Genomic DNA, 25,910 nt, shown 5'->3' on the forward strand with positions numbered 1-25,910 from the left:
GGACGATGATTGTGCGCCAGTCCAAGGCTGTGCGCAGTGTCAGCCAAATGACTGCCGCAGACGTTACATGAGGATGCCGTCGCACCGTGGTGTGCAGTATCGGTGAGAATTCCTGCTTTCGCGAGTTCGGCCACCGTGGGCTGTCGGTGGCGGAAAAACCAACCAAAAATGCAACATCACCATTCTGTGGACGCCTCCGGTGTCTTTTCTGGCCCTGTGGGGATTGATTTGCGAGCCATGCTCGCTTCCAAAGAGAACGTGCTGGCTGCGCTGCAGGTTGACCTGAGCGTCGCACTGCAGTTTGCGGCAGGGTGGGTGGTGGTGACGTCCGAGCGTTTGTTGGCCTGCGAGCCGGGTACCACCGTCTGGCGCAGTTGGCCGCTGGGCAGCGCCCTGGCACTGCGCCTGCAGGACCATGGTGGCATCGGCTCGCTGGAGCTGCATGACCCGAGCGCCCGCTTGGCGCTGTGGCGTTTCACGCTGGCTCACCATGCCCAGGCATTGCGCCTGGTGCAGCGTTTCGAGCAGCAAAACGCACGGGGCGAGGGTGGGGCTGAGGACGAGGCCGATGAGCCTGCTTGTCCCACCTGCCACACGCCGCTGCCGCCCGACACGGACGAGTGCCCGGCCTGTGCCCGTGCCCAGCCGCCGCAGACCTCTACCTGGGTGCTGCTGCGTCTGTGGCGCTTTGCGCGCCCCTACCGCAAGCAGCTGGCGGCGGGCTTTTGCCTCACGCTGGCGTCCACCGCCGCCACGCTGGTGCCGCCTTACCTCACCATCCCCCTGATGGATGACATCCTGATCCCTTTCCAGAATGGCCAGAAGATCGAACCCAGCCTGGTGCTGCTGTACCTGAGCGGCCTGCTGGCGTCCGCTCTGGCCGCCTGGGGCCTTTCCTGGGCGCGTACCTATATCCTGGCGCTGGTGTCCGAACGCATCGGCGCCGACCTGCGCACCACGACCTACGAGCACCTGCTGCGCCTGTCGCTCGACTATTTTGGCGGCAAGCGCACCGGCGATCTGATGGCGCGGATCGGCTCGGAGACGGACCGCATCAACGTCTTCCTCTCATTGCATGCTCTCGATTTCGTGACCGATGTGCTCATGATCTGCATGACGGCGGCCATCCTGTTCTCCATCAACCCCTGGCTGGCGCTGGTCACCCTGGTGCCGCTGCCTTTCATCGGCTGGATGATCCACACCGTGCGCGACCGCCTGCGCACCGGCTTTGAGAAGATCGACCGTGTGTGGTCCGAAGTGACCAACGTGCTGGCCGACACCATTCCCGGCATCCGGGTGGTCAAGGCCTTTGCGCAAGAAAAACGCGAAGCCCAGCGCTTTCGCGATGCCAATCAGCACAACCTGGAAGTGAATGACAAGCTCAACAAGACCTGGAGCCTGTTCACCCCCACGGTGTCGCTGCTGACCGAAATCGGCCTGTTGGTGGTCTGGGGCTTTGGCATCTGGCTGGTCTCGCGCAACCAGATCACGGTGGGTGTGCTCACTGCGTTCATCGCCTATATCGGGCGTTTCTACAGCCGGCTCGATTCCATGAGTCGCATCGTCTCGGTCACGCAGAAGGCCGCTGCCGGTGCCAAGCGCATCTTTGACATCCTCGACCATGTGAGCAATGTGCCAGACCCGGCACAACCCGTGAAGGTGGACAAGGTTCAGGGCGCGATCAGCATGCAGGGGGTGGGCTTTCGCTATGGCAGCCGCTCGGTCATCAAGGGGCTTCAGCTTGACATTCGGCCTGGTGAGATGATCGGCCTGGTGGGCCACAGCGGCTCGGGCAAGAGCACGCTGGTCAACCTGATCAGCCGGTTTTACGACGTGAGCGACGGCTCCATCCAGGTCGATGGCATCGACATTCGCCGCTTTGCGGTGGCCGACTACCGCCGCCACATTGGCCTGGTGCTGCAGGAGCCTTTCCTGTTCTTTGGCACCATCGCCGAGAACATCGCCTATGGCAAGCCCGAAGCGACACGCGAAGAGATCGTGGCGGCCGCCCGTGCCGCCCATGCCCACGAATTCATTCTGCGCCTGCCGCACGGTTACGACTCACTGGTGGGTGAGCGCGGCCAGGGGTTGTCTGGGGGCGAGCGCCAGCGCATCTCCATTGCCCGTGCCCTGCTCATCGACCCGCGCATCCTGATCCTCGACGAGGCCACCTCCGCCGTGGATACCGAGACCGAAAAGGAAATCCAGAAGGCATTGGACAACCTGGTGCAGGGCCGTACCACCATCGCCATCGCCCACCGCCTGTCCACCCTGCGCAAGGCCGACCGCCTGGTGGTGATGGACCGGGGCGAGGTGGTGGAGGTAGGCCCACACGACGAACTGATGGAAAAGCAGGGCGCCTACTGGCGACTCTATGAAGCCCAGGCGCGCCGCGCCGAAGAAGATGCCCAGGCGGCCGGTGTAATCATTGACAGCGGTCTGCTGCACCCAGCCCACCCTGCTGGCAATCCCTGAGATGTTGTGAGCGAGTCTGTCATGAACCCATCCCCTTCTCCGTCGTCCACCCCGTCTTTCCAACTGGCGCGCAATCCGCATGGCCGTCTGATCCTCACGCTGCCTGATGGCACAACCCACGAAGGCGTCACGCCGGTGCGTGCCTTTCCCATTGCGGCGCCCGGTGATGGGCTCTCGCTGGTGGGCTCGGACGGGCATGAAATGCTGTGGATTCCCCGACTGGAGGCGGTAGCTCATCCCGCCCGGCAGCTCATCGAGGAAGAGCTGGAAGTGCGCGAGTTTGTACCCACTATCGAAAAAATCCTCGCCGTGTCTAGTTTTTCGACGCCCAGCACTTGGAGTGTAGAGACCGACCGAGGTCCGGCCAGCCTTGTTTTGAAGGCCGAAGAGGACATTCGCCGCCTCGGGGGCGCACGCGTCTCTTGATCGCTGGAGGCGATGGGGTGCAGTTCAGAGTCAAGGACACCACGGCGTTGGACCGGCACTCACGCCGATTGCTCGAACGTTTTCTTTGATCGGCAGGTGGCGGGGCAGACGCAGCCCAGTCCCCGTTTCTCCATCTGTAGCCGCTCTTATCGCTGCAGTGTTTTGACACGCTCGCTCGTGCCCCTGAGCGTTGGACGCGGCACCGTCTCTTAATACTCCACGGACTTTGGCTAGCTTACAGCCCCGTACGCGACCTCTTTGGGGGGCGTGCCTTTGCTCGTCGCCTTGCGCCGCTCGGAGGGATGTCCGCCGTCTGTTCTGGTGAAGGGGGCAGGAGAGGCAGGCTGTGGGCGGATTTTCTAAGGGAAAACCCTATATTTCAGTCAATCGGTGAAAAAGACCTAAATTTCCCCTTCTTTTTGCCGTAATGAATGTACGAAGAGTCCGGAAGACCTTCTGTAACTTCCTTTCAACTACGGGCCATTGTTATGCAAATGCCACCTGTCGATCGATCGCCGAGCTGGCGTCCTCAGGGCGCTGATTTGTATTCCACTGGCGCCTCTGGGGCGCCTCCGGTGCGTCCCATCAACGCCCCCAACCCCGTCGAGTCCATGGACCGAATGGGCGATGGCGCGATCGTGCGTGAGCCGGACAAGCCCTCCGCACCCGATGCGCCCAATCGGGACTGGACGACGGTCAAGAAGAAGGAGACCGTGGAAGAGCCGCCAGAGCCGCCCAAGGAGCCTCTTTACAAGCAGCTGCTGGAGCACATCCAGTCCATGTGGCGAGCCAGCGGTAGCGCGGTGGAGATGGCCCAGGAGATCAACAAGATGACCCTGCAGGAACGGCTGGCCCAGCAGGCCAAGAACGAGCCGTTGACCTACGCAGACCCGAAGGTCAAGCGCACGGGGGGTGTTTGAGCCTCGACCGCGCCCTGCGGTAGAGGAGGGGGAGGGCATGCTCCGGCTTGGTGGGGCATGGCGTTGTGTGCAGTCTCCGGCATCTTTGCTGGATAGGGCTAGGGCACATGCGGATAGAAATGCACCTCCAGTTGGGGTGCACTGCCTTCTGATGGAGCGTTTGCTCCTAAAAATATAGCTTTTTGCGCTTTATGGATAAGCGCCAGGTGCCAATTCCGCGTGAATTTTTTACCGCTGCTGGCATCGACCACAGAGGTTGCCTTCAAGGCCGGGTTTCGGGTGCTGCCGTGGATGTGTGTGGTGTGGGTGGGATGGTGGTGGCCTGCGCAGCTTTGACACGCTCGCGCTCAGCGCGGTACTTGGCCGCAAACACCCGCACCTCGTCGTACGACACGTAGCCGTCCCCATCCGTGTCCGCCTCGTCAAAAGCCGCTGCGAGGCGAGGAAAAAGTTTGACCTCGGTGCGGCTGAGTTTGCCGTCGCCATTGAAGTCCAGCATCTTGAACTCGCGCATGGCCTTGGCTTCGCCCTGGGTCCGTGAGGCCCGAGGTTCTGTGGGCGTTGTGGCGGTGTGGTAGGCGCCAGGGGCGGGTTCCGGGGTCGCAGGTGCCTGGGCCTGGGCAGCGCTACAGACCCACAGGGTGGACAACAGCCACCCCATCCTTGAAATTTGTGTGCGCAAGCTGTGTTCCTTTGGTGCAGAGCGGTGATCGTTGCACATGGGGGCGCCGTGCGGGAGATTGCAACCGGGGTTTTGCAGGATCTCACCGGTCGTTGCAAGCTTTTGCCGGGTCTTTTCAAGCCCGCTCAGTTCTGGTTACCGATTTTGTCAATGCCCACCGTTTTGTGGGGGTTCGAGATGCCGCTGTTCACGTGGCCTGCGGGCACATGGCGTGCGGCCGAGGTGACATGACCCGTCTGGTCATCGAAGAAAAAGTCGGGTTCGAACTCGCGCAGAAACTCCCCCTTGGGCAGGCCGCCCAGGAACATGGCCTCATCCACTGCGATGTTCCAGCCCATCAGTGTGCGGATTGCGCGTTCGTGCGCTGGGGCGCTGCGCGCTGTGACCAGGGCCGTGCGGATGCGCATGCCATCGCCACCTGCCTCGCCCGCAGACTGCAGGCGGTGCAACGCAGCCAGCAGCGGCTTGAATGGGCCATCGGGCAGAGGTTGTTCGGCCTTGTCGGTTTCGTGTTGCTGAAAAGCGGCCAGCCCTTCGGCCTGGTATACGCGCTCGGCCTCGTCGGAGAACAGCACTGCGTCGCCGTCAAACGCAATACGCACTTCGTTCGGGTTGGAGTCGCCTGCCTGTACCGATTCCGTCACCACCCGTGCTGCGGGGTAGCCCAGGTGCAGGGCCTCGCGCACGTCGGCTTCGTTGGCGGACAGGAAAAGATGCGCCCCCAATGGGCGCAAGTAGCGAAAGGGATCGCGCCCCTGGGTGAATACACCGCGCTGGATGGTGGGCAGGCCATGGGCGTGGCACGAGCGGAACACCCGCATGCCACTCACCGGGTCGTTGCGAGAGAGCAGCACCACCTCGACCCGCTGGTGCTCGGGCGTGTTGAACGCCAGCAGCTTGCGCACCAGCGAGAACGCCACGCCGGGTGCGGCGGGCACGTCGAGCCGCTGGCGCTGCAGTTCCACGTAGGCGCGGTCGTCGTTCTCGTGTTCGAAGACGCGGTTCTCTTCCTCGAAATTGAACAGCGCCCGCGAGGAGATCGCCACCACCAGTTTGTCGTCCAGAGTCACGGCCATATAGTCACTTCACAAACTGGTTGAGCTGAATGATCGGCAGCAGTACCGCCAGCACGATCAGCATCACGATCAGGCCCATGCCCACGATGAGCAGCGGCTCCAGGATGGTGGCCAGCGCCATGGCGCGGCGCTGCACCTCCGCCGACAACTGCCGCGCTGCGCGCTGCAGCATCACCGGCAGTTGCCCGGTCTGTTCACCCAGGCGCGCAAACATCGACAGCAGTCCCGGAAAACGTTTTTTCTGCGCCAGTGCCGACGCCAGGGGCGCACCCTCGCGCACCAACACCAGGGCGTCCAGCGCGTCGGCGCGCAGGGCGCGGTTGCTCAGGGTTTCTGCGGCGGCTTGCAGGGCCTTGAGGATAGGCACGCCGGCACCCGCCAGCATGGCCAACGTACCGGCAAATCGGGCGGCGTTGTAGCCCCGGGCCAACTTGCCCACCAGTGGCAGGTTGAGCCACGCGGCATCGAATTTTTCGCGAATATGCTCGATGGTGAGCGCCCATCTTGCTCCAGTTGCTATTAAAACAGAAGCAATCAGCAACACCCAGCCGTAGCTGCGCACAAAGGCGCTGAGGCCCAGCATGGCCACGGTCAAGAACGGCAGCGCCCGTTTGGTGCCCGCAAAAACGCTGGCGACCTGGGGCACCACATAACCCACCAGGAACAGCACGATGACGATGGCCACCAGCGTCACGATGGCCGGGTAGAGCGCGGCGCCCACCAGTTTGGCCTTGAGCGCCTGGCGCTCTTCCAGGTCGTCGGCCAGGCGCTCCAGCACCAGGCCGAGGTTGCCACTGTGTTCGCCGGCGCCGATCACGGCGCAGTAGATGTCCGAGAACTCGCGCGGATGCTGCGACAGGGCCCGTGCAAATGTGGCCCCAGCATTTACCTCGGCGCGCAGCGCCGCGACGAGGTGGCGCTGGCGTTCGTCATCGGCCTCTTCGGACAGTGCCGTCAGTGCGCGCTCCAGTGGCAGGCCCGACGACACCAGCCCGGCGATCTGCCGCGTCCAGATGGCCAGGGCCGTGGCGTTGAACACGGGGCGGGTGAACAGGCGCTGGCCGAGGCTGGCCGTGCGGCCATCCAGCGACTGTCCGGTCTGCACCAGTTCCACCGCCAGCGGCACCAGAGCCTGGGCCCTGAGCAGGCTGCGCGCCGCCTTGGCGGTATCGGCCTCCATGAGGCCTTTGCGGGTCTGGCCCTGGGCGTCCAGGGCTTCAAAGGAAAAAGCGGGCATGCGATGCGGGTGGGCGTAGTGAGGCGGCGGTTGGATGGTTCATGAACCGGGCCGCCGGTGTACAAGGGCAGATATCCGTCACCCAGCGATGGTAGCGGCTACCTGTGACCCCCGCGGGCCCGTCGCTATTGCGGCAATGCCATGACTCAGGTCAAGATACTGACGCACTGCGCGCGCAGAATAAAAAAGGGGTCTGCGGCATTCGGCTGCAGGCGTGTTGAACGAACAAGGAGTCTTTCATGCTGAAAAACAAGGTGGCGTTGGTGACGGGCGCGTCGTCAGGCATTGGCCGTGCCATTGCGCTGGTGTGGGCGCGCGAGGGCGCCAAGGTTGTCGTATCAGACGTGAATGTGGCCGGGGGCGAGGAGACGGCAGCGTTGGTGCGCGCAGCAAGAGGCGATGCGATTTTTGTGGCGGCGGACGTTGGCAAACCCGAGGACTGCGAAGCGTTGGTGAACCGCACCGTGGCCCACTATGGCCGCCTGGATGTGGCGTGCAACAACGCCGGCGTTGGCGGCCCGCAGGCGCTCACGGCCGACTACCCGCTGGACGGTTGGGCACAGGTCATCAACATCAACCTGTCGGGCGTGTTCTACGGCACGAAGTACCAGATCGCCGCCATGCTCAAGAGCGGCGGTGGCTCCATCGTCAACATGGCCTCCATCCTGGGGGCCGTGGGGTTTGCCACGGCATCTGCCTATACGGCGGCCAAGCATGGCGTGGTGGGGCTGACCAAGGCGGCAGCCATCGAATACAGCGCTCAGGGGGTGCGCATCAACGCCGTAGGGCCGGCCTTCATCCATACGCCCATGATCAGTGGGCTGGAGCAGGACGCGGGCATCAACGCCATGCTGGTGGGCGCACACCCCATTGGCCGCTTGGGGCAGCCCGAGGAAGTGGCCGAATTGGTGACCTGGCTGGCGTCCGACAAGGCGTCGTTTGTGACCGGGGCGTACTACCCGGTTGACGGCGGTTACCTGGCCCGCTAGCGCAGGGTGCCGTGGGCTTGGGCCGCGATGTCCAGCGAGCGCAAGCGCAGTGCCGGGTCGTACACATCGCTCACCAGCATGAGTTCATCGGCTCCGGTGGTGTTGGCCAGGTGCTGCAAACCGGTGCGCACGGTGTCGGGCCCACCAATGACTGCAGCCGCCAGAAAATCGCCAATGGCAGCGCGCTCCTGGGGTTGCAGGCGAGCGGCATAGTTCTCGATCGGCGGCAGCAAGCGGCGGCGGTCGCCCGTCAAGATGCCCAGCACCCGCTGGTAGGTGCTGCTGGCCAGATAGTCTGCCTCCTCATCGGTGGGGGCCGCAATCAGCGGCACACCAATCGCCACATACGGCTTGGGCCAGGCGGCCGAGGGCCGGTACAGGTTGCGGTACAGGTCCAGCGCCTGGTGCAACAAGCGGGGGGCGAAGTGGGAGGCAAAGGCGTAGGGCAGGCCGCGCTCCGCTGCCAATTGCGCTGAAAAGAGGCTGGAGCCCAGCAGCCAGATCGGCACCTCGGTTCCTGCGCCGGGCATGGCGATCAGGCGCTGGCCGGGCTCGGCCGGGGCCAACAATCGCTGCAGCTCTGCCACATCTTGCGGAAAGTCGTCAGCGGTTTCTACCCGGCTGCGGCGCAGTGCGCGCATGGTGGTGGGGTCGGTGCCGGGTGCGCGCCCCAGGCCCAAGTCGATGCGGCCGGGGTACAGCTCGGCCAGCGTGCCAAACGCTTCGGCCACCACCAGCGGCGCATGGTTGGGCAGCATCACACCGCCCGAGCCGACGCGGATGCGTGAGGTGCCGCCAGCAATGTGTCCCACCAGCACCGCGGTGGCCGAACTGGCAATACCCGCCATGTTGTGGTGCTCTGCCAGCCAATAACGGGCAAAGCCCAGCTTTTCAGCATGTTGCGCGGTACGCAGCGCAATCTGCAGTGCATCGGCCACCGTGCCGCCGTCGCGGACGGCGACCAGGTCAAGCATCGACAGGGCTGGGCGGTGAGTGTGTGAGGTCATGTGTTGATTGTCTGGTGATTGCCGCATTCATGCCGATGACGCTGCAGAGCTGGCGGGGCCAGAAGGGTTGCCTTTGGTGCTTTTTATCGGAGGGCAATTTTTTGGTAGCCAAAACAGCCATGTGGACACAGAATGTTTCAAGACTTTTCTGCATTGGCAGGTGTCGCCACGTACGGATCAGCGACCGTTTTAAGGGAAGACGATGGGTTTTTTCAGCCGCTTGTTCAAGATTCGGGAGCAGGACCCCTCCAGCCCCGAGACCACCTGGGCCATGGAGGACAACGGCAGTGAGCTGGTGCTGGACGCCGAGTACGCAGCCACGCTCATGACCGAGATTGACATTGACGCCGCCATTGCGAGCCACGAGCGCTGGCGCCTGCAATTGCAGGACATGGTCAACGGCCGGTCTGACGAGGTCATGCGGCCCGAGCGCATCTGCCACGACGACCGCTGTGACCTGGGGCGCTGGCTCTATGGCACCGGGCGTGTGCGCCTGGGGCACTACCCGGCGTTTGACATGCTGGTGGCCCGCCACAAGTATTTTCACCAGCAGGCCGCCGATGTAGTGACGTTTTTCCAGTCGGGCGAGCAGCAAAAGGCGGCGCAACTGCTCAATAGCAGTTGTCGGCATGCGTCCAACCAGGTGTTGCTGTTGCTCAAGGAGCTCAAGCGCGGTTTGGGGCGCTGAGCGCGAATCGCTGGAGGTCGCCGCGTTGTGGTCTATCTATCTCGCGCCGGGCCGACTCGGGTGAGGAGGCGGCGGCAGTGCCAATTGCCAGCCTGCCTCCGTGGCCAGATCCATGCAGTGCTTGGCGTCCACGGTGTAGTGGATCTGGGTCCCCACAGGGGTTTCCAGCGTGGGCAGCAAAGCGTGCAAGGCTGCGCGTGCAGCGTTCAGGTCGGGGGTGGTGATGTCGATGCGGATGAAGGCGGGAATGCGCTTGCCATCCGCCCGGGCGGCGCCCAGCGAATCGCCCCAGCCCACCACCGCCCCCAGTGCTTGGGCGCGCAATGCCTGATCGATCTGGTGCTCCCGCAGATGCAACGGGTCGATGGTGTGGCGGCTGACCGGAATTTTGACGAACATGAACGCCGGTGGCTCGTCGGGCACCGAAAAAGGTACGGCAGGGGTGGGCGGGGCAGGGGGATGCATGACAAGCGGGCGGGTGAAGGCGTCAGGTAGCAGCCGGTCAGTAGCTGCGCCCGCCCTTGTACATCGCGTGCTGGCGCCGGTTTAGCGTGGCCGCTTCACCCAGGCGGCTCATGGCTGCCCCTGCATGTGCATGGGTAATGGCCATGCCCAGGCCGTCGGCCGCGTCGGTGCCTGGCAGGCCGGGCAACTGCAGCAGGCGGCGCACCATTTCTTGCACCTGGCTTTTGGCGGCGCGTCCGTGGCCGACCACGGCTTTTTTCATCTGCAGCGCGGTGTACTCGGCCACGGGAAGGTTGCTGGCCACCAGGGCGGTGATGCACGCGCCCCGGGCCTGGCCGAGCAGCAGGGTGGACTGCGGGTTGACGTTGACGAACACGATCTCGACCGAGGCCACATCGGGTTCATACCGCGCTGCCACCTCGGTAATGCCGTCAAACAAAATTTTCAGGCGCCCCGGCAGGTCACCCAGCGCCAGTGTGGTGGTGCGGATGGTGCCGCTGGCCACGTAGCTCAGTTGGTGGCCGTCCATGTCCACCACGCCAAAGCCGGTGGTCTGCAGGCCGGGGTCGATACCAAGAATACGCATTTGCTATGTTATTTGTAGCTGCTGGCGTTTATGGGTAAAGCGCTAGCGGCCATTTCTTTATAAACCGAAGTACCAGCGCACCGAATGGAAGAAAACGGGTGCCGCAAAACACAGCGCATCCACCCGGTCCAGAAGTCCCCCCGCGCCGGTGACCGACATGCCCTGCATGCCCCAGCTGGTGATGCCCCGGTCGCGCTTCAGGGCCTTCATGACTAGGTGCCCCAGGCTGCCCGCCACGCAGGCCAGCAGCGCCATGCCCAATGCCTGGCCCGGCTTGAACGGGGTGATGAAGGTGAGTAGCCCACCCGCCAGCCCTCCCGCCGTCAGCCCTGCCAGCCAGCTCATCCATTGAAAGCTCTGGCTCACCTGGGGCGCCACGGGTTTGTGCGGAAGGTACCGGCCCAGCAGGTGCTGCACCACCATGCAGGTCTGCACCACAAACACCAGGAAGAACACCAGAAATGCGCCCTTGTCGCGGTAGCCCGGAAAGTCCAGCAGCAGCAGCGCGGGCACATGGCTCATGCCATACACGCAGACCATGATGCCCCACTGCAGCTTGGCATTGCGTTCCAGAAACCGCTGGGGGTCGTTGGCCAGAGCGCTCACCACGGGCAGGGCCAGGAACACGTAGACCGGGATGAACACCGTGAACAGGTCAAACATCTTGCTGCCCACAATGTAGAACTGCAGGGGCAGCACCACAAAAAATGCCAGCACCAGACTGCGATGGTCGCCGCGCCGGGTGGGCGAGAGCGTGATGAACTCGCGCAGCGCAAAAAACCCCACGATGGCAAACAGCACCGTGGCCACCGTGTCGCCCAGCACCCAGCCGATCCAGAAGACGGAAGCCATCACCCAGGATGTTTTGAGCAGGCCCCAGAAGCGTTTGGCCTCCAGCGCACTGGCTTCGGCTTCAGCGTCGTCGCTGGCGTGCTCGCGCAGATTGCGCACAAAGGCCCAGACGGTGACGATGGACAGAATGCCGAACACGACGAGGAACAAAGCCCCGATCTGCTGGGTGGCGGTGAGATTGCGCAGGAAGTTGTTCATGTCAGCGCGCCCCCTCGGGGGCAGCGATAGGCGAAGAGAGGGGCTGAGGCGTTGTCATGGGGTTCAGACTTCCCTGAGCGCAATGACGGCGCGGCGCGCGCGGTCAAGGAACGGGCGACGCTCTTCGCCTGCTTCCAGCTGAATGGGCTCCCCAAACGTCACCGAACACAGGATGGGCACGGGCACCACTTCTCCCTTGGGCATCACGCGCTGCACGTTGTTGATCCATGCGGGCACCAGCACCACCTGCGGGAACATTTGCGCCAGCTTGAAAAGGCCCGATTTGAAGGACTGCGGCTCGTCGCCATGGCCGCGCGTGCCCTCGGGGAAGATCACGATGGAGTCGCCGCTCGACAGTGCGCGCACCAGCGGTGCCAGCGGGTCGGACTCGGGCAAGGCGGCGCGCAGCTCTTCAGGGGTGGGCGCACGCGGCGGGGCTTCGGGCGAGGGGTCGGGGCCACCGGCCATTGCGGTGTCGGCATCGGTCGGTGCAATGGGCACGCCCGTTGGCTCGGCCGCTGCGGGCGCAGGCGTCCGCGCGGGAGTCGCTTGGCGGTCCACATAGACGGCGTTGAACACGGCCGTGGTGATCCACTGGCGAAACGGCGTCTGGGTCCAGTAGTCCTTGGCCGCAATGGGGCGGGTGATGCTGCGCAGCTCCTCGGGCAGCGCGGCCCAGATCAGCACCATATCAGCGTGGCTCTGGTGGTTGGCGAAATAGATGCGCTGCTCGGCCTTGGGCGGGCAGCCATACCAGCGGGCCTGGGACCCTGTCAGAAACCGCACGATCCCCAGCAGAAGGAAACTCATCAACTTGGCAAGCATGGCGGGGATGATACGGGGGCGGGCCAGCCCTTTCTTCGCAAGGCTGGCGAGGCCGCCTTTGCCCCCGTGCGGTTCTACACCCAGATCCGGTACGCCCAGAACGCCTCTTCGCCGTAGATGCCGTCGTACAGCGCCTGCGGGGCGAAGCCGGTGATGCGTCGTGTCACGCGGCACAGATGCGACTGGTCCGAGAAACCAGCCCCCGCTGCCACGTCGGCCCATTTCACCGTACCCTGGGCTGCGTCGGCAGCAATGGCGTCAAAAAATGCCTGCTCGACCTTGCCAAAGCCGCGCAGCTCGCGCAGCGGCAGCCCAGCCCAGCGTTTGATGCGCCGCTCCAGCTGACGCAGGCTGCGGCCTGGGGCGGACACTGCGGCGCGTTGCGCCAAGTGTGTGGCCCAGTCGCCGTAGCGCTGCACCTGCAGCGCCTGCATGGGGCGGCAGGCTTGCCAGCGGGGCTCCAGAAACGCTTCCAGGCATTCCATGCGGGCAGCGTTGTCGGGCTGGTATTGAACGGCTTCGCACATGGCCAGCCAGTCGGGGGGCAGCACAGTTTGTGCATCGACCATGTGGTCGGTCAGTGCCTCTGGTTCCAGGCCCGTAAGCTGGTGCAGCGCGTCGGGCATGAACATCACCATCATGGCGTGGGTGGGCTCGGCGCAGAAGCTGGCGGTGGGCCGGGTCTGCGGACCTGCCAGCACCCAGCGGCCGGGGATGGGTTCGCGCGGGCTGTGTATTCCGGGCGTCGTGTCGGGACGCTCGGACACCAGGGATTCGCTGCGGCCTTCAAACCACCAGCTCAGGCTGCACAGGGGGGTGGCTGGAAAACGGTTGATGCGCTGTGTGTCGCTGAGCACATAGCCCACCGTGCTGCGCGCCAGCGTACCGCGCAGGCAGGTCGACAAGCTGGCGCGCGGCAGCCACAACTGTCCTGAGGGGATCAGCCCTTGTGGGTGCCGTGCGGAAGGTGGTGCCAGGGTTGCCATGCGCCGCGAGTGTAGGCGAGTGCCCATGTCGAATTCATTCAATACCCCGCCGCTGTTGCGCCGCAACATGCCCGCATGAACCACGTCACCTCCACCACGGCGGCCACCCCGCCAATGCCCACAACGCCACTCTTTTCTGCACACGCCACGCACAGCGCGCGTCTGACGCCCGGTGGCCCGGCCAGCCGCTGGTGGGGCTTGCCCCTGCTGTGGCAGATGCGTCAGGACTACCTGGGTTTTGTGACCCGTCTGCAGCGCGACCATGGCGACCTGACCCGCATGCGCCTGGGCAACGAGGATGCCTGGGATCTGATGTCCCCCGACTTGGTCCGCGAGGCGCTGATCACCCATGCGGACCAGCTGATCCGCTGGGAACGCGGCATTGCCGTGTTCGAGCAGGTGTTCGGCCAGAGCGTGCTGGTGACGGAGGGCGACACCTGGCAGCGCCAGCGCCGCATGCTGATGCCTGCGTTTACCCCCAAACGCGTGGTGGGCTACGCACAGCTGATGACCGATGCGGCTCGCAGCGCGCTTGATAGTGCCGTGCCTCCAGGCCAGACCGAGGCCCTGGTGGCCATCGACACCTTCTGGACCGATGTGGCCATGGATGTGATCTTGCGCGCGCTGTTCAGTGAGTCGGCCCACGCCGATGCGCGCGATGCCGCCTGGGCCACGCAGACGCTGTCGGAGACGGCGTTCCAGGAAATGTTCATGCCCCTCACGCTGCCCGACTGGATGCCCCTGCCCGGCAAGGCCGCCAAGCGGCGTGCGCTCACGGCGCTGAAGGGGCTGGTGCGGCGCCACATCGATGCGCGCAGGCGGGAGCCGGGCGACACGGCGGGCGCTCCGCCGCGCACCGACCTGCTGCACATGCTGTTGGCGCTGCGCGATGAAACCACCGGCGAATTTCTATCGTCGCAAGAGGTGTTTGACCAGTGCATGGTCAGCTTCCAGGCCGGGCACGAAACCAGCGCCACCAGCTTGTTGTGGTGGAGCCGCCTGATGGCCGAACACCCCGAGGCCGCGCAGCGAGCGCAGGCCGAGGTGGACCATGTGCTGCGCTCCGGCCAGACCCCCGGCCCTGAGCATCTGGCCCAACTGCCTTTTCTGGCCGCCACGCTCAAGGAGGCCCTGCGCCTGTACCCGCCGGTCGCCGCCTTGATGACCCGGCGCACCACTGCACCCATCACGCTGGGTGGGGTGGATGTGCCCCAGGGCGCCATGCTGCGCATCACGCCTTGGGTCCTGCACCGGGATGAACGCTGGTTTGCGCAAGCCGACCGGTTTGTGCCCGAGCGTTTTCTGGACGGCGCACCGGATATCCCCAAAGGCGCGTGGATGCCGTTTGGCGTGGGCCCCCGTGTGTGTATTGGGCAGCACTTTGCAATGCTGGAGATGACGCTGCTGGCGGCCATGCTGCTGCAGCGGTATCAGCTGCGGTTGCCGGAGGGGGCGCCAGTGTGCACGCCCAAGCTGCATGTGACCCTGCGGCCCGAAGTACCCGTGACGCTGCGGCTGGTGCGGCGCTAACGGCGTGCCATGGAGGCGTTGTGACTGAGCGCGGCACCGGTAGTGCGGCGCCGGAACGTTGCATCCGCTCAGTCAGGGCAGCTCCGCACTCCCCATGCGTGCCAGGATGGTCCGGGTGCGGCCCGCCAAGTAGGCCGAACCTGGGGCCTTTTCAAACCGCTTGGGCGCGGGCAGCATCACCGCCAGACGGGCGGCTTCTGCGGTGCTCAGGCGGCCGGCGCTCTTGCGAAAGTAGTGCTGGGCGGCGGCCTCGGCGCCGAACACGCCCTCGCCCCATTCCACGTTGTTCAGGTAGATCTCCAGAATGCGCTGTTTGCTCAGCAGCTGCTCCAACGCCAGCGTGAGCACAAACTCCTGTCCCTTGCGCAGCAGCGTGCGTTCGCCCGAGAGCAGCAGGTTCTTGGCCAGCTGCTGGGTGATGGTGGAGCCACCGCGGATTTTGGGCGCGCGCACCGGTCGGTCGGGCGCGCGGGCTTGGGCCTTGTTGACCTGGGCTTCGGCCTGGGCGTTGCGCTCCCAGGCTTTTTCGATGGCGTTCCAGTCCACACCGTCGTGGTTCACGAATCCGTCGTCTTCTGACGCGATGACTGCGCGCTTGAGGTGGTCGGAGATGTCGGCATACGGCACCCACCGCTGTCGCCAAGGGACATGCCCCTTGCTGGCGAGCAGCGTCCAGGCTTCGGAGCGCTGGAAGGTGGTGGACTCGGGGTTGATCGCCACCATGGACGCGATGCGCAGCACAAAAAACAACTGCAGCGCCACCAGGGCCAGCATCACCAGTCCCAGCCAGCGCATCATGGCTTTCATCGTGCGGCTCCCAGCGTCAGGCCGCAGCGTGTTGCATCTCGTGCAGCACCTGTGCGGAGGGTGGACGCACGCCGCGCCATAGCAGGAAGGCTTCGGCCGCCTGCTCCACCAGCATGCCCAGGCCATCGCGAGGCGTGGCGCCATGGGCGCGTGCCCAGTCCAGAAAACCCTGGGCGGCGGGGCCGTACATCATGTCGTAGGCCAGGCTGCCAGGGCGCAGCACGGTGGCGGGTACAGGCACGCCAGCGCCTGCCAGGCTGCTGGCCGTGGCGTTGATGATGATGTCGAAATGGCCTGCTACCGCCGGTGGAGTAATCGCTATCAGCTCTGCTTTTTGTAGCGCAGCCAGCGCACTGTGTGAATGCACCAGTGCCTGCGCCTTGGACAAGGTGCGGTTGGCCACGGTGATACAGCGGGCGCCGGCGAGCAGCAGCGGGCCCAGCACGCCAGCGGCGGCACCGCCCGCGCCGATCAGCAGCACATCGCGCCCGGCCAGCGACACGCCGGCGTTGCGCGTGATGTCGGCCACCAGGCCCAGGCCGTCGGTGTTGTCGGCATAAATGCTGCCGTCCTTGCGAAAGGTGAGCGTGTTGGCCGCGCCGGCCAGTTGCACCCGTGCGCTGCATTCGGTGGCCAGGCCGGGCGCTTCGGTCTTGAAGGGCACGGTGACGTTGCAACCACGCCCATGCATGGCTGCGAAGTCGCGCACGCCTTGTGCGAAGCCATCCATCGGGACCAGGCGGCGCTCATAGACGAGGTGTTCACCCGTCAGCTCGGCAAAACGGGCGTGAATGGCGGGCGAGCGGCTGTGGGCCACCGGGTTACCCATCACGCAGTACAGGTCAGTGAATTGGCTCATGGAGGGCGATGGCTGAGGCGGGGCGGTGCGACGGCAGGGGGGTTGTGTGGGCCGCACAGGGACAAGCCGAAATGGCTCGCTGGGGCGATCAAAAGGTGCAGCGGCCGTTCAGCGGGCGTTTTCTTTGACGACGGTTTCCAGGGTCTGATCGCGTGTGAATTTGAAGCGTGCCACCATGGCGATCTGGTCATATTCACGGCGCATTTCACGACTGAATGCGTCAAAGGGGCCCGCGGCACGGGCGATGGCTTCTGCACGCCGGTCCAGGGTGACATTGCCCGAACCTTGCACGATCTCGGTGCCCAGCACGCGGCCATCGTTGTTGACGGTGAGGATCATGGTCAGCTCACCATAGAGTTTGCGACCGCTTTTCTCGGGGAAGTTCTCTGTGCCCTTGTCTTCCACCTTGTGGCGCAGGGTGTCGTAGTAGGCCGCATAGACTTTTTCCTGCGTGGCCGGACTGATATAGCGCTTCTTGGGGCGCGAGTTTTCTTCGTTGATGCGTTTTTCGATCTCGGCCAGCAGTTTCACAAGCTGGCGTCGCTTTTCCTGCTCGGTCGCCTGTTCGGCACTCTGGCTGGGTTGGCGCAGGTCGGGCTCCGGCATGGTGGCCAGTTGCTTGCGCAACTGGGCCAGCATCTGGGCCTGCTGTTCCTGCATCGCGTCCATCTTGCGCTGTGCTTCTTCATAGTCGTCGCCGACGGTTGTCAGCGCCGAATAGGGCAACGGGCTGGTGGCGCGGCCTTTTTCTGCATCGCCACCCCCCGCGAGGTTGGCCTGGGCAATGGCCTGGGCCTTGTCGGGGCGCTCGTTGGACTTGGCGTTGACCAGTATGACTTCGAGGGGCGTGTCCTGGAACACGCGGTTGAAGCCCTCTGGGTCGATGAAGCGCACGGAGATGAGTGCGGCATGCACGACCACAGAGACGCCCAGCGCCAGCTGCAGCGTGCTGAAGGTGCGGAGGATGGCGGGAAGCTTCATCGCAGCCCTTTGAAGGGGCTGCGACCCGCGTCGCTGTGGGGCGTGTGGGCTGTGTTCACGGAGTGGGATTATCTGTGTTCGTGGCCTCGGCCTCGTTCATGTCCACCGCGATGGCGATGGGCCCGCCCACGGTGTCGTCGTCCTCTTCGGCATCCTCCACCGGGCCATCGTCGCTTGAATCCGCCGGGTCGTCCAGCCGCTCGATGACGGTGCCATGGATGTCCAGGGTGATTTCATCGACTTCACCCAGCTTGACCTTGAGGCGCGCGCCGCGCGGCAGGTTTTGCGCGCCCAGTACGGGGAAGACCAGCGGAATGTCGTCTGCACGCACCAGAAAACTGCCCCCGGGGCCTTCCTTGAAGACGGTGGCGTTCAGCTCGGTGATACCGTTTTGCTCGACATATTTGAGCGTCCAGAAGCGCTCCATGCCCGCCTGGTAGCCGTTGTAGGCGCTGTAGGCGCCGTCAAAGCTGCTGATGATGGAGAACAGGTCGGCATCCTTGGGCTTGAAGGGCGCGGCCAGCGCAGCGGTCTTGCCGTGGCGGGCGCAGGCAATGATCTGCCATTGGTTGACCAGGTCGGTGTAGCGGCGCAGGGGCGACGTGGCCCATGAATACGCTTTGACGCCAATGCCCGCATGCGGCAGCGCCTTGGTGCCCATGCGCACCTTCACGCCGGGCGCCATGCTGGCCTGGCTGCGGTAGATGCCGGGCACGCCCAGCTCGGCCATCCAGCTGCCCCAGGTGCTGTTGGCCACGATCATGGCCTCGGCCACAATCAAATCGAGTGGTGCGCCGCGCTGGCGCACGCTGATCTGCACCTGCTCGTCGCCCGTGGGCTCCGCACCGTGGTTGCCGACCAGGCGGAAGTTGTAGTCCGGCCGGTTGAAGTTCTCGGGCTTGCCACGCACCACTTCGCGGCGGGCTTTGAGTTCTTTGGCCAGACGGTGCAAAAAAGATAGCTGCGGGCGCAGATCAGACAAGCGCTGCGGGTCATTTTTATGCTCAAATTCCGGGTTGCTGAGCCATTCTTCTGTCACCACGCTGTCGAGCTGGTCGTGGCGCAGGTTGGCGGCCACGTGCACCCGCTCGAGCTTGGTTTCTGAGCTTTTGAACTCCAGCGTGGCTTCGTCGATGGTCACGTATAGCGACACGGCCGGGTTGGCGCGGCCTTCGTCCAGCGTGTAGGTCTGGACCACATCGTCGGGCAGCATGGTGATCTTGTAGCCCGGCATGTACACGGTGGACAGGCGGGCGCGGCCGAGCTGGTCGATGGCGCTGCCCGGCTGGATGGCCAGGCCGGGTGCGGCGATGTGGATGCCCAGCACCACGGTGCCCGTGCCCAGGCCTTGTACCGACAGCGCGTCGTCGATTTCGGTGGTCTGCGAGTCGTCGATGGAGTACGCCTGCGCGGTGGACAGCGGCAGCTCGTCGGCAATGACCGGCGCCGTAACGGCAGGAAACCCCGTGCCCTTGGGGAAGTTCTCGAACAAAAAGCGCTTCCAGTGGAACTGGTAGGCCGAGTCGATGGCGCCCGCCTTTTGCAGCAGGTCGAGCGGCGCGGTGTGCGTGGCGCGGCTGGCGTCGACCACGGCCTTGTACTCGGGGGCGTTCTTGTCGGGCTTGAACAGGATCTTGTAGAGCTGGTCGCGGATGGGCTGCGGGCATTCGCCCCGACCCAGCGCAGCGGCCCACTCGTCGATCTGTGCGAGGAGGGCCTTTTTCTTCTCGATGGCGGCCAGCGCCTGCTGCAGGATCTCGGCCGATGCCTTCTTGAACCGGCCCTTGCCTGCGCGGCGGAAGTAGTGCGGCGCGTCGTATACGCGGAACAGTGCGCCCGCCTGCTGCACCAGCGTGGCGTTTTCCGAGAAGTAGTCGCGCGCCAGGTCGGCAAAGCCGAATTCGTCCTCGGGCGCGAACTCCCAGGCGAGGTCCAGCTCGATGGACTCGGCCACGGCCTGGGCCTGGGCGATCAATTCGGAAGGGGAGGGCTTCTCGAATTTCAGGAGGATGTGGGCGGCCTTGACCTTGACTCGCTTGCCCGAGTCAAGCTCGACCTGGGCGGATGTATCGGCTTCGGACAGGATACGGCCGGCCATGAATTTGCCGGCTTCTTCAAACAATGCGTGCATGGCGGGATTGTCCCATGGGCGCCGCCGCAGCCTGCGAAGGCCCCCGGAAGGCGTGGGAGGCGCAATCGCTGGGGGCCGGCGCATATGATCCACGGCGCCCTTTCACGCTTCATCTGGGTCCGACATGCCTTTTGCCGCTGTTGCCACGCCGCTGACAATGCTGGCGGTGGCATTGCCTTTTCTGTACTGTTTCACGCAGGCGCCCATCATCAATTTCTGGCCCGTGCTCGCTTCGTGGGGATGTGGCGTGGTACTGGTGCTTTTTGCCTTGGCGGGAAGAGGGGGGCGATCTGCCAGGGCGCGTGATCCGCGCTCGCCGTGGCAGCTTGTGTCTGTGGGACAACTGGCCGCCGGGCTGCTTTGCGCCTCGCTGGTGGCGGGTGTCATCGGCTTGTTGCAGTATTTTCTGGGGGACCCCGGGATTGTTGGGGTGCAGCCGTCCACATTGGGGCAGGCCATTGGCAACCTGCGCCAGCGGAACCAGCAGGCATCGCTGATCAGCATGGGGGTGTTGGCCGTGTTCTGGCTGATGGAACACAGGGCACCGGCACTGATGGGGAGTCTTGCTGTCGCGCACAGGCGGATGGCTCAATGGGGGCTCCTCGGGATTTGCGCGGCGGCCTTGGCACTGCTGGCTGCGGCCAGTGCGGCCACCGCGTCCCGCACGGGAGGCCTGCAATGGCTGCTGGTGGTGGCGTTGCTGGCACTGTGGCCGGTGGCGGGTGGGCGCAGGCCTTGGGGCTTCGTGCTGCTGGCTCTGGCGTTCTACGGGGTGGCCGCCTGGGCTTTGCCTGTTCTATTGCAGGCCTGGAGCGGGGTAGCCACGGATGGGCTTTTTACACGTTTTTTGGCTGAGCAGCCCGATTGCAACAGCCGCACGGCCCTGTGGTCTAACGTGATGTACCTGATCGCACAACGGCCCTGGTCCGGATGGGGGTGGGGCGAACTGGACTACGCCCACTATGTGACGCTGTTTCCGGGAGAGCGGTTCTGCGTTCTGCTGGACAATGCCCATAACCTGCCTCTGCAGTTGGCTGTGGAGTTGGGTTTGCCAACCGCCTTGCTCTTATGCGGCCTGGTTGTGACCTGGGTGGTTCGCAGCAGGCCCTGGAGAGAGTCATATCCGCCCCGTCAGTTCGCCTGGGGCCTACTCGCTATCGTGGGTTTGCACAGCCTGCTGGAGTTTCCCCTGTGGTACGGGCCCTTTCAGCTGGTCACCGTGTTGGCTGTGCTGCTGCTGGTGCGTTGGGAGGTGCCAAGCTGGGCGGAGCGGTTGGGGATTGCCCTGGTCGTGGTGGTGGTGGTCATGGGGGGCTATGCGGGTTGGGATTTCCACCGAGTCAGTCAACTTTACATGCCCATTGCGGAGCGAGCACCCTCTTTGCGCAGCGATACAGTGCGAAAGGTGGGCGGCACGCCCTTCTTTACGGACCAGGTCGATTTTGCATTGCTGACCACCCTTGGACTCACGGAAGATAACGCAGCGCAGGTCTTTGCCGTTGCCAATAAGCTGTTGCACTTTTCGCCCGAACCCCGCGTGATAGAGCCGCTGATTGAGAGTGCTGTGATGTTGGGGCTGGACGATGAGGCGGCTTTTCATCTGAAGCGCTATCGTGCGGCCTATCCTGCGGACTATGCACGCTGGCAAGAAGAAGGTCGGCGGCTTTCGTCGCGCCTGAGGCCGTGACGGGCGGCTTTGGGCACGCGTCTCGCTCAGGCTTTTAGGTCAGTTGAAGGAACCGGGTGATAACGGGCAGGTAGTCCCCAAAGTTGCCCAGTGCGTGGTCTCCGCCCTCTTGCACGATCTGGCGGGCTTGCGGATAGCGCCCCGCCATTTCGCGCCAGTCGAGCACTTCATCCCCTTTGGCCATGATGGCCAGCTCGGGGGCCGCGGGGGCATGGCCCCGCATGTCCAGGGCCTGGAGTTCGCCGATGTATTCCGGCAGAAAGTAGAACCGCTCGGAGGGGTTTTGCCAGGTGGTTTGCTCGCCGATGTAGCGCTTGAGATCGCGGGCTGGGTCCACGGCGGGGTTGAGCATCACACTGGGGCAGGTGGCGTGCTGGGCCACCCAGCTTGCATAAAACCCACCCAGCGACGATCCGATCACTGCCATCGCCCCACGGGGCCACTCGGCGATGCCCTGGGCCACCAGGGCCATGGCGGCTTGGGGCGAGGGCGGCAACTGGGGGCACCAGAAAGTAACCGCAGGGTGGTGCCGGGCCACATGGGCTGCCATCTGGCGCGCCTTGGCCGACGAGGGCGAAGATCGAAAGCCGTGCAGGTACAGGAGGTGTGTGGTGGTCATCAGAGTCAGGGGCGCGCAGGGCAGGGGAATCACTGCTTCATGCAGGGTGGCGCAGGCATAAGATAGGAGATACAAGGGCGCCACGCAGTGCGGCGTCTTGATTTGCCACCCTGCACCATGACCGATTTTGCCCCGCTTTCCACCGCCAGACGATGGGCTCTCGGATCAGGCGACAAGCCCCCCGCCTCGCTGGGCCGGTTTGAACTGAAGAAGCAGCTGGGCCGGGGGGCCCAGGCCACTGTGTGGCTGGCTGTGGACCCACGCCTGCAGCGTGAGGTGGCCATCAAGCTCATGCGCCCCCTGCAGGCCCGGGACCCATCGGTGCTGGAGCATTGGCTGCGCGAAGCGCGCCATGTGGGGCGCCTTGCGCATCCGTACATCGTGCCGGTGTTCGAGGCCGATGTGCAGGGCCTGCAGCCGTATATCGTTTTTGAGTATGTGCCCGGATTGACTCTGGCCGAGCACCTGGCCCAGCAGGGGCGGTGCACGCCACATGATGCGGTGGCGCTTTTGGTGGACGTGCTCGACGGCCTGCATGCGGCACACCAGGCGGGTATCGTCCACCGCGACCTCAAGCCTTCCAACATCATGGTCGATACCCATCGACATGCGCGGGTGATGGATTTCGGTATGGCTGCCCCGGTGCAGGCTGAGCCCGATGCGCAACTGGCCAGCGGTACGCCTGCTTACATGGCGCCCGAGGCGGCCGCAGGTGCTGCGCCGACGCCTGCGATGGATGTGTATTCTGCCGCGCTGGTGCTGATCGAGTTGCTGACAGGCAAACCACTGATTCATCAGAAAGACACCTGGCAGGCGCTGTACCGCATTGCCAATGAAGACCTGGTGTTGCCCGACGATCTGGGCCCTGGCGTGGATGACGGACTTCGGGCCATCCTTCAACGCGCCATCGCACGCGACCCCGGGCAGCGTTATCCGTCGGCTGCCGAGTTGCGGGATGCGTTGCGCGCCTGGGCAGCCCCCGCCAGCGCCCCCACGGCCGCGAGCAATGCCACGTTGGATTTTTTGTTGCGCCGCATGCGGCACAAGAGCGATTTCCCGGCGTTGTCGGATTCGGTAGCCCGCATCCAGCGCGTTGCCAACTCGGAAGACGACAGCATCAGCGACCTGACACACGAAATCCTCAAGGATGTGGCGCTGACCAACAAGCTGCTGCGCCTGGTCAACAGCGTGCACTACGCACATGCCAGCCGGGGCACGATCAGCACGGTCTCGCGTGCGGTGAGCCTGGTGGGTTTCAACGCCGTGCGCAACATGGCGCTGAGCCTGGTGTTGCTGGACCATATGCAGGACAAGGCACATGCCAGCCAGATGCGCGAGGAGTTCTTGCGGGCCATGATGGCGGGATCGGTGGCGGCCGAGTTGTGCGCCACCAGTCAGGCTGCTGAAGAAGCGTTCATTGGCGCCATGTTCCAGAACCTGGGGCGCATGTTGTGCGAATTTTATTTTCCAGAAGAGGCCCGGCAGGTTCGCAGTCTGGTGGCCTCTGGGCGCTTGGAGGGCGGAGAAGAGCCTGCGTCCTTGCAGGTGCTGGGGCTGGGTTTTGAGGATTTGGGGGTGGGTGTTGCTCGCGTATGGGGTTTGCCCGAAAGCCTGCAGCGCTGCATGCGCAAACCGCTGGGTTCCCCCATGCAGCGCGCGCCTGAGCAGGGCATAGAGCGTCTGCGCTGGGCGGCCATGGCGGCCAACGAAGTGGCCAGCACGCTGTTGTTCAGCGAGCCCGCCCAGCTCGAAGCCCAGTTGGGGCAAATCGGGGCCCGGTACGCGCGCACGCTGGCCCTGTCGGCCGAGGCAATTGCCGAAGCCACCCTGCGCGCACGCCACAAACTGGTGGCATTGGCCGAAGCGCTCGATCTGCGTGTCGCCCCCGACACCCCCGCCGCCCGACTGCTGAAGCTGCCCCCGGTGGCTGGATCGCAGGTTGTCCCCGAAGATGCCATCGGGGCGCATGAACTGCGCGTCAGCGAAACCCAGCCCCTGCCTGCGGTACTCGAATCCCAGGCCGGCGGCGCGGTGTCGGTGGCCCAGGTCAACGAGGTGTTGGCCGCAGGTATCCAGGACATCACCAATGCCATGGTCGAGAGTTTTCAGCTCAATGATGTGCTTCGCATGATTCTGGAAACCATGTTTCGTGCGCTGGGTTTTCGGCGCATGGTGTTTTGCCTGCGCGAGGCGCGCACCGACATGCTGACGGGCCGCTTTGGTCTGGGGGAGGGGAGTGAAACGGCCGTTCGTGCCCTGAAAGTGCCTCTCAAAGCGCAGGGCGATCTGTTTGCTGCGGTGTGCTTGCGGGGGGCGGATACCCTCATCAACGACGCGACCGAACCCCGCATGCAGGCGCGCCTGCCCGAGTGGTACCGCAAGGGGATCAACGCCCCGTCGTTCCTGCTCTTGCCGCTGCAAATCAAGGGGCAGACCTTTGCGTTGATTTACGCCGACCAGGCCGCAGCGGGCGGTATTGTGGTGGACGACAAGGCCCTGGGTCTGCTGCGAACGCTGCGCAACCAGGCCGTCATGGCCTTCCGACAGGCAGGTTGAGGGCGTTTCGTTCCAAGGCAGCCCGATAATCGGAGGATGGCCGTCGTATTTGAAAAGCCCACGCTGTCTCAGCGTCTTGCTCCCTTGTTTCGGGGGTTTGATCTTCCGCTCATTCTGTTAGTGGTCCTGCTGGCATGTGCAGGGCTGCTGGCCATGTATTCGTCGGGGTACGACCATGGCACACGTTTTGTGGACCACGGACGCAACATGTTGATTGCGGGCACCATCCTTTTCATGGTGGCCCAGGTGCCACCGCAGAAGATCATGGCCTGCGCTTTGCCTTTGTATGCCGCCGGTGTGGCCTTGCTGGTGGCCGTGGCGTTGTTTGGCATCACCAAGAAGGGCGCGCAGCGCTGGATCAATGTGGGTATCGTCATCCAGCCCAGCGAAATCCTCAAGATCGCCATGCCCCTGATGCTGGCCTGGTGGTTTCAGAAGCGCGAAGGCGCGCTGCGGCCTCTGGACTTCGCCGCAGCGGGTTTGCTGCTTGTGGTGCCGGTGGGGCTCATCATGAAGCAGCCCGACCTTGGTACGTCGCTGCTGGTGCTGGCGGCGGGCCTGTCGGTCATATTTTTTGCGGGTTTGTCTTGGAAACTGATCTTGCCGCCTGTGCTGATTGGCGGGGTAGGCATCTTCACGCTGGTGCTATTGGGCGACCAGTTGTGCGCGGACGGCGTGCGCTGGGTGGTGCTGCACGACTACCAGCAGCAGCGCATTTGCACGTTGCTGGATCCCACCCGTGATCCGCTGGGCAAGGGGTTCCACATCATCCAGGGCATGATCGCCATCGGTTCGGGCGGCCTGTGGGGCAAGGGCTTCATGGCGGGCACGCAGACCCATCTGGAGTTCATCCCCGAGCGCACCACCGATTTCATTTTTGCCGCCTTCTCCGAGGAGTTCGGGCTGGCAGGCAACCTGTTCCTGATCGTCTGTTTCTTGCTGCTGGTCTGGCGGGGCCTGGCCATTGCCGTGGGGGCCACCAGCCTGTTCGGGCGCTTGATGGCGGGGGCTGTGTCAATGATCTTCTTTACCTATGCCTTCGTGAACACGGGCATGGTCAGCGGCATCCTCCCCGTGGTGGGGGTGCCGCTGCCGTTCATCAGCTATGGCGGCACGGCCATGGTCACCCTCGGACTGGCGCTGGGCATTCTGATGTCGGTGGCACGGGCGCAGAAGCAGGACACGAAAGACCCCCGCCCAGCGCTCTAGAACCGGCCCCGTATCTTTGGGTAGATCGCTCACAAAGACTTTGAACAGGTTCTTCGTTCAGGCGGCCGAAGGGGTTTGCCCGGCGTTGCGTGCGCAGGGGCTTCGGGTTACAAAGCGGT

22 protein-coding genes and 1 pseudogene are annotated in these 25,910 nt (G+C 64.4%); 9 read left to right on the top strand and 14 right to left on the bottom strand.

All coding sequences use genetic code 11. From position 1 onward, the window contains the following. Positions 1-168 precede the first annotated feature (168 nt). The 3 genes and pseudogenes from CLU85_RS04635 to CLU85_RS04645 all read left to right on the top strand — a co-directional run bounded on the left by CLU85_RS04635 (position 169) and on the right by CLU85_RS04645 (position 3,821). Positions 169-2,475, top strand: coding sequence for an ABC transporter ATP-binding protein (locus CLU85_RS04635; protein ID WP_100409260.1), 2,307 nt, complete (start codon positions 169-171; stop codon positions 2,473-2,475). 21 nt (positions 2,476-2,496) lie between these two features. Then, positions 2,497-2,990 (top strand): annotated as a pseudogene (locus CLU85_RS04640) (DUF1854 domain-containing protein). A 399-nt stretch (positions 2,991-3,389) separates the two neighbouring features. After that, positions 3,390-3,821, top strand: coding sequence for a hypothetical protein (locus CLU85_RS04645; RefSeq protein ID WP_100409261.1), 432 nt, complete (start codon positions 3,390-3,392; stop codon positions 3,819-3,821). Positions 3,822-4,083: 262 nt separating this feature from the next. On the opposite strand, the gene CLU85_RS04650 is transcribed toward CLU85_RS04645, so the two are convergent. The 3 genes from CLU85_RS04650 to gspF form a co-directional block, all read right to left on the bottom strand. Beyond that, the gene (locus tag CLU85_RS04650) at positions 4,084-4,503 is read right to left on the bottom strand and encodes an EF-hand domain-containing protein (protein ID WP_369858156.1); all 420 of its coding nucleotides are present in this window, start codon (positions 4,501-4,503) and stop codon (positions 4,084-4,086) included. Positions 4,504-4,628: 125 nt separating this feature from the next. Continuing rightward, on the bottom strand, positions 4,629-5,579 hold the full coding sequence (locus tag CLU85_RS04655; protein WP_100409263.1) for a 5'-nucleotidase: 951 nt from the start codon (positions 5,577-5,579) through the stop codon (positions 4,629-4,631). Between the two features lie 4 nt (positions 5,580-5,583). Then, positions 5,584-6,816 carry a type II secretion system inner membrane protein GspF gene (gspF, locus tag CLU85_RS04660; protein ID WP_100409264.1) on the bottom strand — a complete coding sequence of 411 codons (1,233 nt, stop codon included), beginning with the start codon at positions 6,814-6,816 and terminating at the stop codon, positions 5,584-5,586. A gap of 239 nt (positions 6,817-7,055) precedes the next feature. Here gspF and CLU85_RS04665 point away from each other — a divergent pair, with 239 nt between their 5' ends. Continuing rightward, positions 7,056-7,805: an SDR family oxidoreductase gene (locus tag CLU85_RS04665; protein ID WP_100409265.1), complete on the top strand. Its 750-nt coding sequence runs from the start codon at positions 7,056-7,058 to the stop codon at positions 7,803-7,805. Here the strand turns inward: CLU85_RS04665 and CLU85_RS04670 are convergent. Continuing rightward, entirely contained in the window at positions 7,802-8,812 is a 1,011-nt protein-coding gene (locus tag CLU85_RS04670) for an LLM class flavin-dependent oxidoreductase (protein WP_100409266.1), read from the bottom strand. The genes CLU85_RS04665 and CLU85_RS04670 overlap by 4 nt on opposite strands. A 202-nt stretch (positions 8,813-9,014) precedes the next feature. Between CLU85_RS04670 and CLU85_RS04675 the strand changes: the two genes are divergently transcribed. Continuing rightward, positions 9,015-9,500, top strand: coding sequence for a CZB domain-containing protein (locus tag CLU85_RS04675; protein ID WP_100409267.1), 486 nt, complete (start codon positions 9,015-9,017; stop codon positions 9,498-9,500). 36 nt (positions 9,501-9,536) lie between these two features. Here CLU85_RS04675 and CLU85_RS04680 read toward each other — a convergent pair whose 3' ends face one another. The 5 genes from CLU85_RS04680 to CLU85_RS04700 all read right to left on the bottom strand — a co-directional run bounded on the left by CLU85_RS04680 (position 9,537) and on the right by CLU85_RS04700 (position 13,439). After that, positions 9,537-9,965: a hypothetical protein gene (locus CLU85_RS04680; protein ID WP_100409268.1), complete on the bottom strand. Its 429-nt coding sequence runs from the start codon at positions 9,963-9,965 to the stop codon at positions 9,537-9,539. Between the two features lie 37 nt (positions 9,966-10,002). Continuing rightward, a complete protein-coding gene (gene ruvC / locus CLU85_RS04685; RefSeq protein ID WP_100409269.1) occupies positions 10,003-10,551 on the bottom strand; it encodes a crossover junction endodeoxyribonuclease RuvC in 549 nt (182 codons plus the stop codon). A gap of 57 nt (positions 10,552-10,608) precedes the next feature. Further along, the gene (locus CLU85_RS04690; RefSeq protein ID WP_100409270.1) at positions 10,609-11,601 is read right to left on the bottom strand and encodes a phosphatidate cytidylyltransferase; all 993 of its coding nucleotides are present in this window, start codon (positions 11,599-11,601) and stop codon (positions 10,609-10,611) included. 63 nt (positions 11,602-11,664) lie between these two features. Beyond that, positions 11,665-12,426: a lysophospholipid acyltransferase family protein gene (locus tag CLU85_RS04695; RefSeq protein WP_100409271.1), complete on the bottom strand. Its 762-nt coding sequence runs from the start codon at positions 12,424-12,426 to the stop codon at positions 11,665-11,667. A 74-nt stretch (positions 12,427-12,500) separates the two neighbouring features. Continuing rightward, entirely contained in the window at positions 12,501-13,439 is a 939-nt protein-coding gene (locus tag CLU85_RS04700) for an AraC family transcriptional regulator (RefSeq protein WP_232727728.1), read from the bottom strand. 48 nt (positions 13,440-13,487) lie between these two features. Here CLU85_RS04700 and CLU85_RS04705 point away from each other — a divergent pair, with 48 nt between their 5' ends. Next, the gene (locus tag CLU85_RS04705; protein WP_232727729.1) at positions 13,488-14,942 is read left to right on the top strand and encodes a cytochrome P450; all 1,455 of its coding nucleotides are present in this window, start codon (positions 13,488-13,490) and stop codon (positions 14,940-14,942) included. Between the two features lie 72 nt (positions 14,943-15,014). On the opposite strand, the gene mtgA is transcribed toward CLU85_RS04705, so the two are convergent. The 4 genes from mtgA to CLU85_RS04725 all read right to left on the bottom strand — a co-directional run bounded on the left by mtgA (position 15,015) and on the right by CLU85_RS04725 (position 19,720). Further along, on the bottom strand, positions 15,015-15,749 hold the full coding sequence (gene mtgA / locus CLU85_RS04710; protein WP_100409273.1) for a monofunctional biosynthetic peptidoglycan transglycosylase: 735 nt from the start codon (positions 15,747-15,749) through the stop codon (positions 15,015-15,017). Between the two features lie 16 nt (positions 15,750-15,765). After that, a complete protein-coding gene (gene aroE, locus CLU85_RS04715; protein WP_100409274.1) occupies positions 15,766-16,608 on the bottom strand; it encodes a shikimate dehydrogenase in 843 nt (280 codons plus the stop codon). A gap of 108 nt (positions 16,609-16,716) precedes the next feature. Continuing rightward, a complete protein-coding gene (locus tag CLU85_RS04720; protein ID WP_100409275.1) occupies positions 16,717-17,589 on the bottom strand; it encodes a TonB family protein in 873 nt (290 codons plus the stop codon). A 55-nt stretch (positions 17,590-17,644) separates the two neighbouring features. Further along, positions 17,645-19,720: a ribonuclease catalytic domain-containing protein gene (locus tag CLU85_RS04725; RefSeq protein WP_100409276.1), complete on the bottom strand. Its 2,076-nt coding sequence runs from the start codon at positions 19,718-19,720 to the stop codon at positions 17,645-17,647. A 124-nt stretch (positions 19,721-19,844) separates the two neighbouring features. On the opposite strand from CLU85_RS04725, the gene CLU85_RS04730 reads away from it, so the two are divergent. Further along, on the top strand, positions 19,845-21,407 hold the full coding sequence (locus CLU85_RS04730) for a Wzy polymerase domain-containing protein (RefSeq protein WP_100409277.1): 1,563 nt from the start codon (positions 19,845-19,847) through the stop codon (positions 21,405-21,407). Positions 21,408-21,441: 34 nt separating this feature from the next. Here the strand turns inward: CLU85_RS04730 and CLU85_RS04735 are convergent, their stop codons facing one another. Next, positions 21,442-22,026 (bottom strand): YqiA/YcfP family alpha/beta fold hydrolase, encoded by a 585-nt coding sequence (locus CLU85_RS04735; RefSeq protein ID WP_100412375.1) that lies wholly within the window; start codon positions 22,024-22,026, stop codon positions 21,442-21,444. A gap of 117 nt (positions 22,027-22,143) precedes the next feature. Between CLU85_RS04735 and CLU85_RS04740 the strand changes: the two genes are divergently transcribed. Together CLU85_RS04740 and rodA are read left to right on the top strand one after the other, a co-directional pair. Beyond that, positions 22,144-24,582: a serine/threonine protein kinase gene (locus tag CLU85_RS04740; protein WP_100409278.1), complete on the top strand. Its 2,439-nt coding sequence runs from the start codon at positions 22,144-22,146 to the stop codon at positions 24,580-24,582. Between the two features lie 36 nt (positions 24,583-24,618). Next, entirely contained in the window at positions 24,619-25,791 is a 1,173-nt protein-coding gene (gene rodA, locus CLU85_RS04745) for a rod shape-determining protein RodA (protein ID WP_100409279.1), read from the top strand. Positions 25,792-25,910: the final 119 nt, after the last annotated feature.

Origin of the sequence: Acidovorax sp. 69 (genome assembly GCF_002797445.1) — a bacterium.
Lineage (GTDB): Bacteria > Pseudomonadota > Gammaproteobacteria > Burkholderiales > Burkholderiaceae_C > Acidovorax.

Coding starts and splice junctions, on each gene's coding strand:
- CLU85_RS04635 (WP_100409260.1), top strand. CDS start 169: ATGCAACATCACCATTCTGTGGACGCCTCCGGTGTCTTTTCTGGCCCT.
- CLU85_RS04645 (WP_100409261.1), top strand. CDS start 3,390: ATGCAAATGCCACCTGTCGATCGATCGCCGAGCTGGCGTCCTCAGGGC.
- CLU85_RS04655 (WP_100409263.1), bottom strand. CDS start 5,579: ATGGCCGTGACTCTGGACGACAAACTGGTGGTGGCGATCTCCTCGCGG.
- gspF (WP_100409264.1), bottom strand. CDS start 6,816: ATGCCCGCTTTTTCCTTTGAAGCCCTGGACGCCCAGGGCCAGACCCGC.
- CLU85_RS04665 (WP_100409265.1), top strand. CDS start 7,056: ATGCTGAAAAACAAGGTGGCGTTGGTGACGGGCGCGTCGTCAGGCATT.
- CLU85_RS04670 (WP_100409266.1), bottom strand. CDS start 8,812: ATGACCTCACACACTCACCGCCCAGCCCTGTCGATGCTTGACCTGGTC.
- CLU85_RS04675 (WP_100409267.1), top strand. CDS start 9,015: ATGGGTTTTTTCAGCCGCTTGTTCAAGATTCGGGAGCAGGACCCCTCC.
- CLU85_RS04680 (WP_100409268.1), bottom strand. CDS start 9,965: ATGCATCCCCCTGCCCCGCCCACCCCTGCCGTACCTTTTTCGGTGCCC.
- ruvC (WP_100409269.1), bottom strand. CDS start 10,551: ATGCGTATTCTTGGTATCGACCCCGGCCTGCAGACCACCGGCTTTGGC.
- CLU85_RS04690 (WP_100409270.1), bottom strand. CDS start 11,601: ATGAACAACTTCCTGCGCAATCTCACCGCCACCCAGCAGATCGGGGCT.
- CLU85_RS04695 (WP_100409271.1), bottom strand. CDS start 12,426: ATGCTTGCCAAGTTGATGAGTTTCCTTCTGCTGGGGATCGTGCGGTTT.
- CLU85_RS04700 (WP_232727728.1), bottom strand. CDS start 13,439: ATGGGCACTCGCCTACACTCGCGGCGCATGGCAACCCTGGCACCACCT.
- CLU85_RS04705 (WP_232727729.1), top strand. CDS start 13,488: ATGAACCACGTCACCTCCACCACGGCGGCCACCCCGCCAATGCCCACA.
- mtgA (WP_100409273.1), bottom strand. CDS start 15,749: ATGAAAGCCATGATGCGCTGGCTGGGACTGGTGATGCTGGCCCTGGTG.
- aroE (WP_100409274.1), bottom strand. CDS start 16,608: ATGAGCCAATTCACTGACCTGTACTGCGTGATGGGTAACCCGGTGGCC.
- CLU85_RS04720 (WP_100409275.1), bottom strand. CDS start 17,589: ATGAAGCTTCCCGCCATCCTCCGCACCTTCAGCACGCTGCAGCTGGCG.
- CLU85_RS04725 (WP_100409276.1), bottom strand. CDS start 19,720: ATGCACGCATTGTTTGAAGAAGCCGGCAAATTCATGGCCGGCCGTATC.
- CLU85_RS04730 (WP_100409277.1), top strand. CDS start 19,845: ATGCCTTTTGCCGCTGTTGCCACGCCGCTGACAATGCTGGCGGTGGCA.
- CLU85_RS04735 (WP_100412375.1), bottom strand. CDS start 22,026: ATGACCACCACACACCTCCTGTACCTGCACGGCTTTCGATCTTCGCCC.
- CLU85_RS04740 (WP_100409278.1), top strand. CDS start 22,144: ATGACCGATTTTGCCCCGCTTTCCACCGCCAGACGATGGGCTCTCGGA.
- rodA (WP_100409279.1), top strand. CDS start 24,619: ATGGCCGTCGTATTTGAAAAGCCCACGCTGTCTCAGCGTCTTGCTCCC.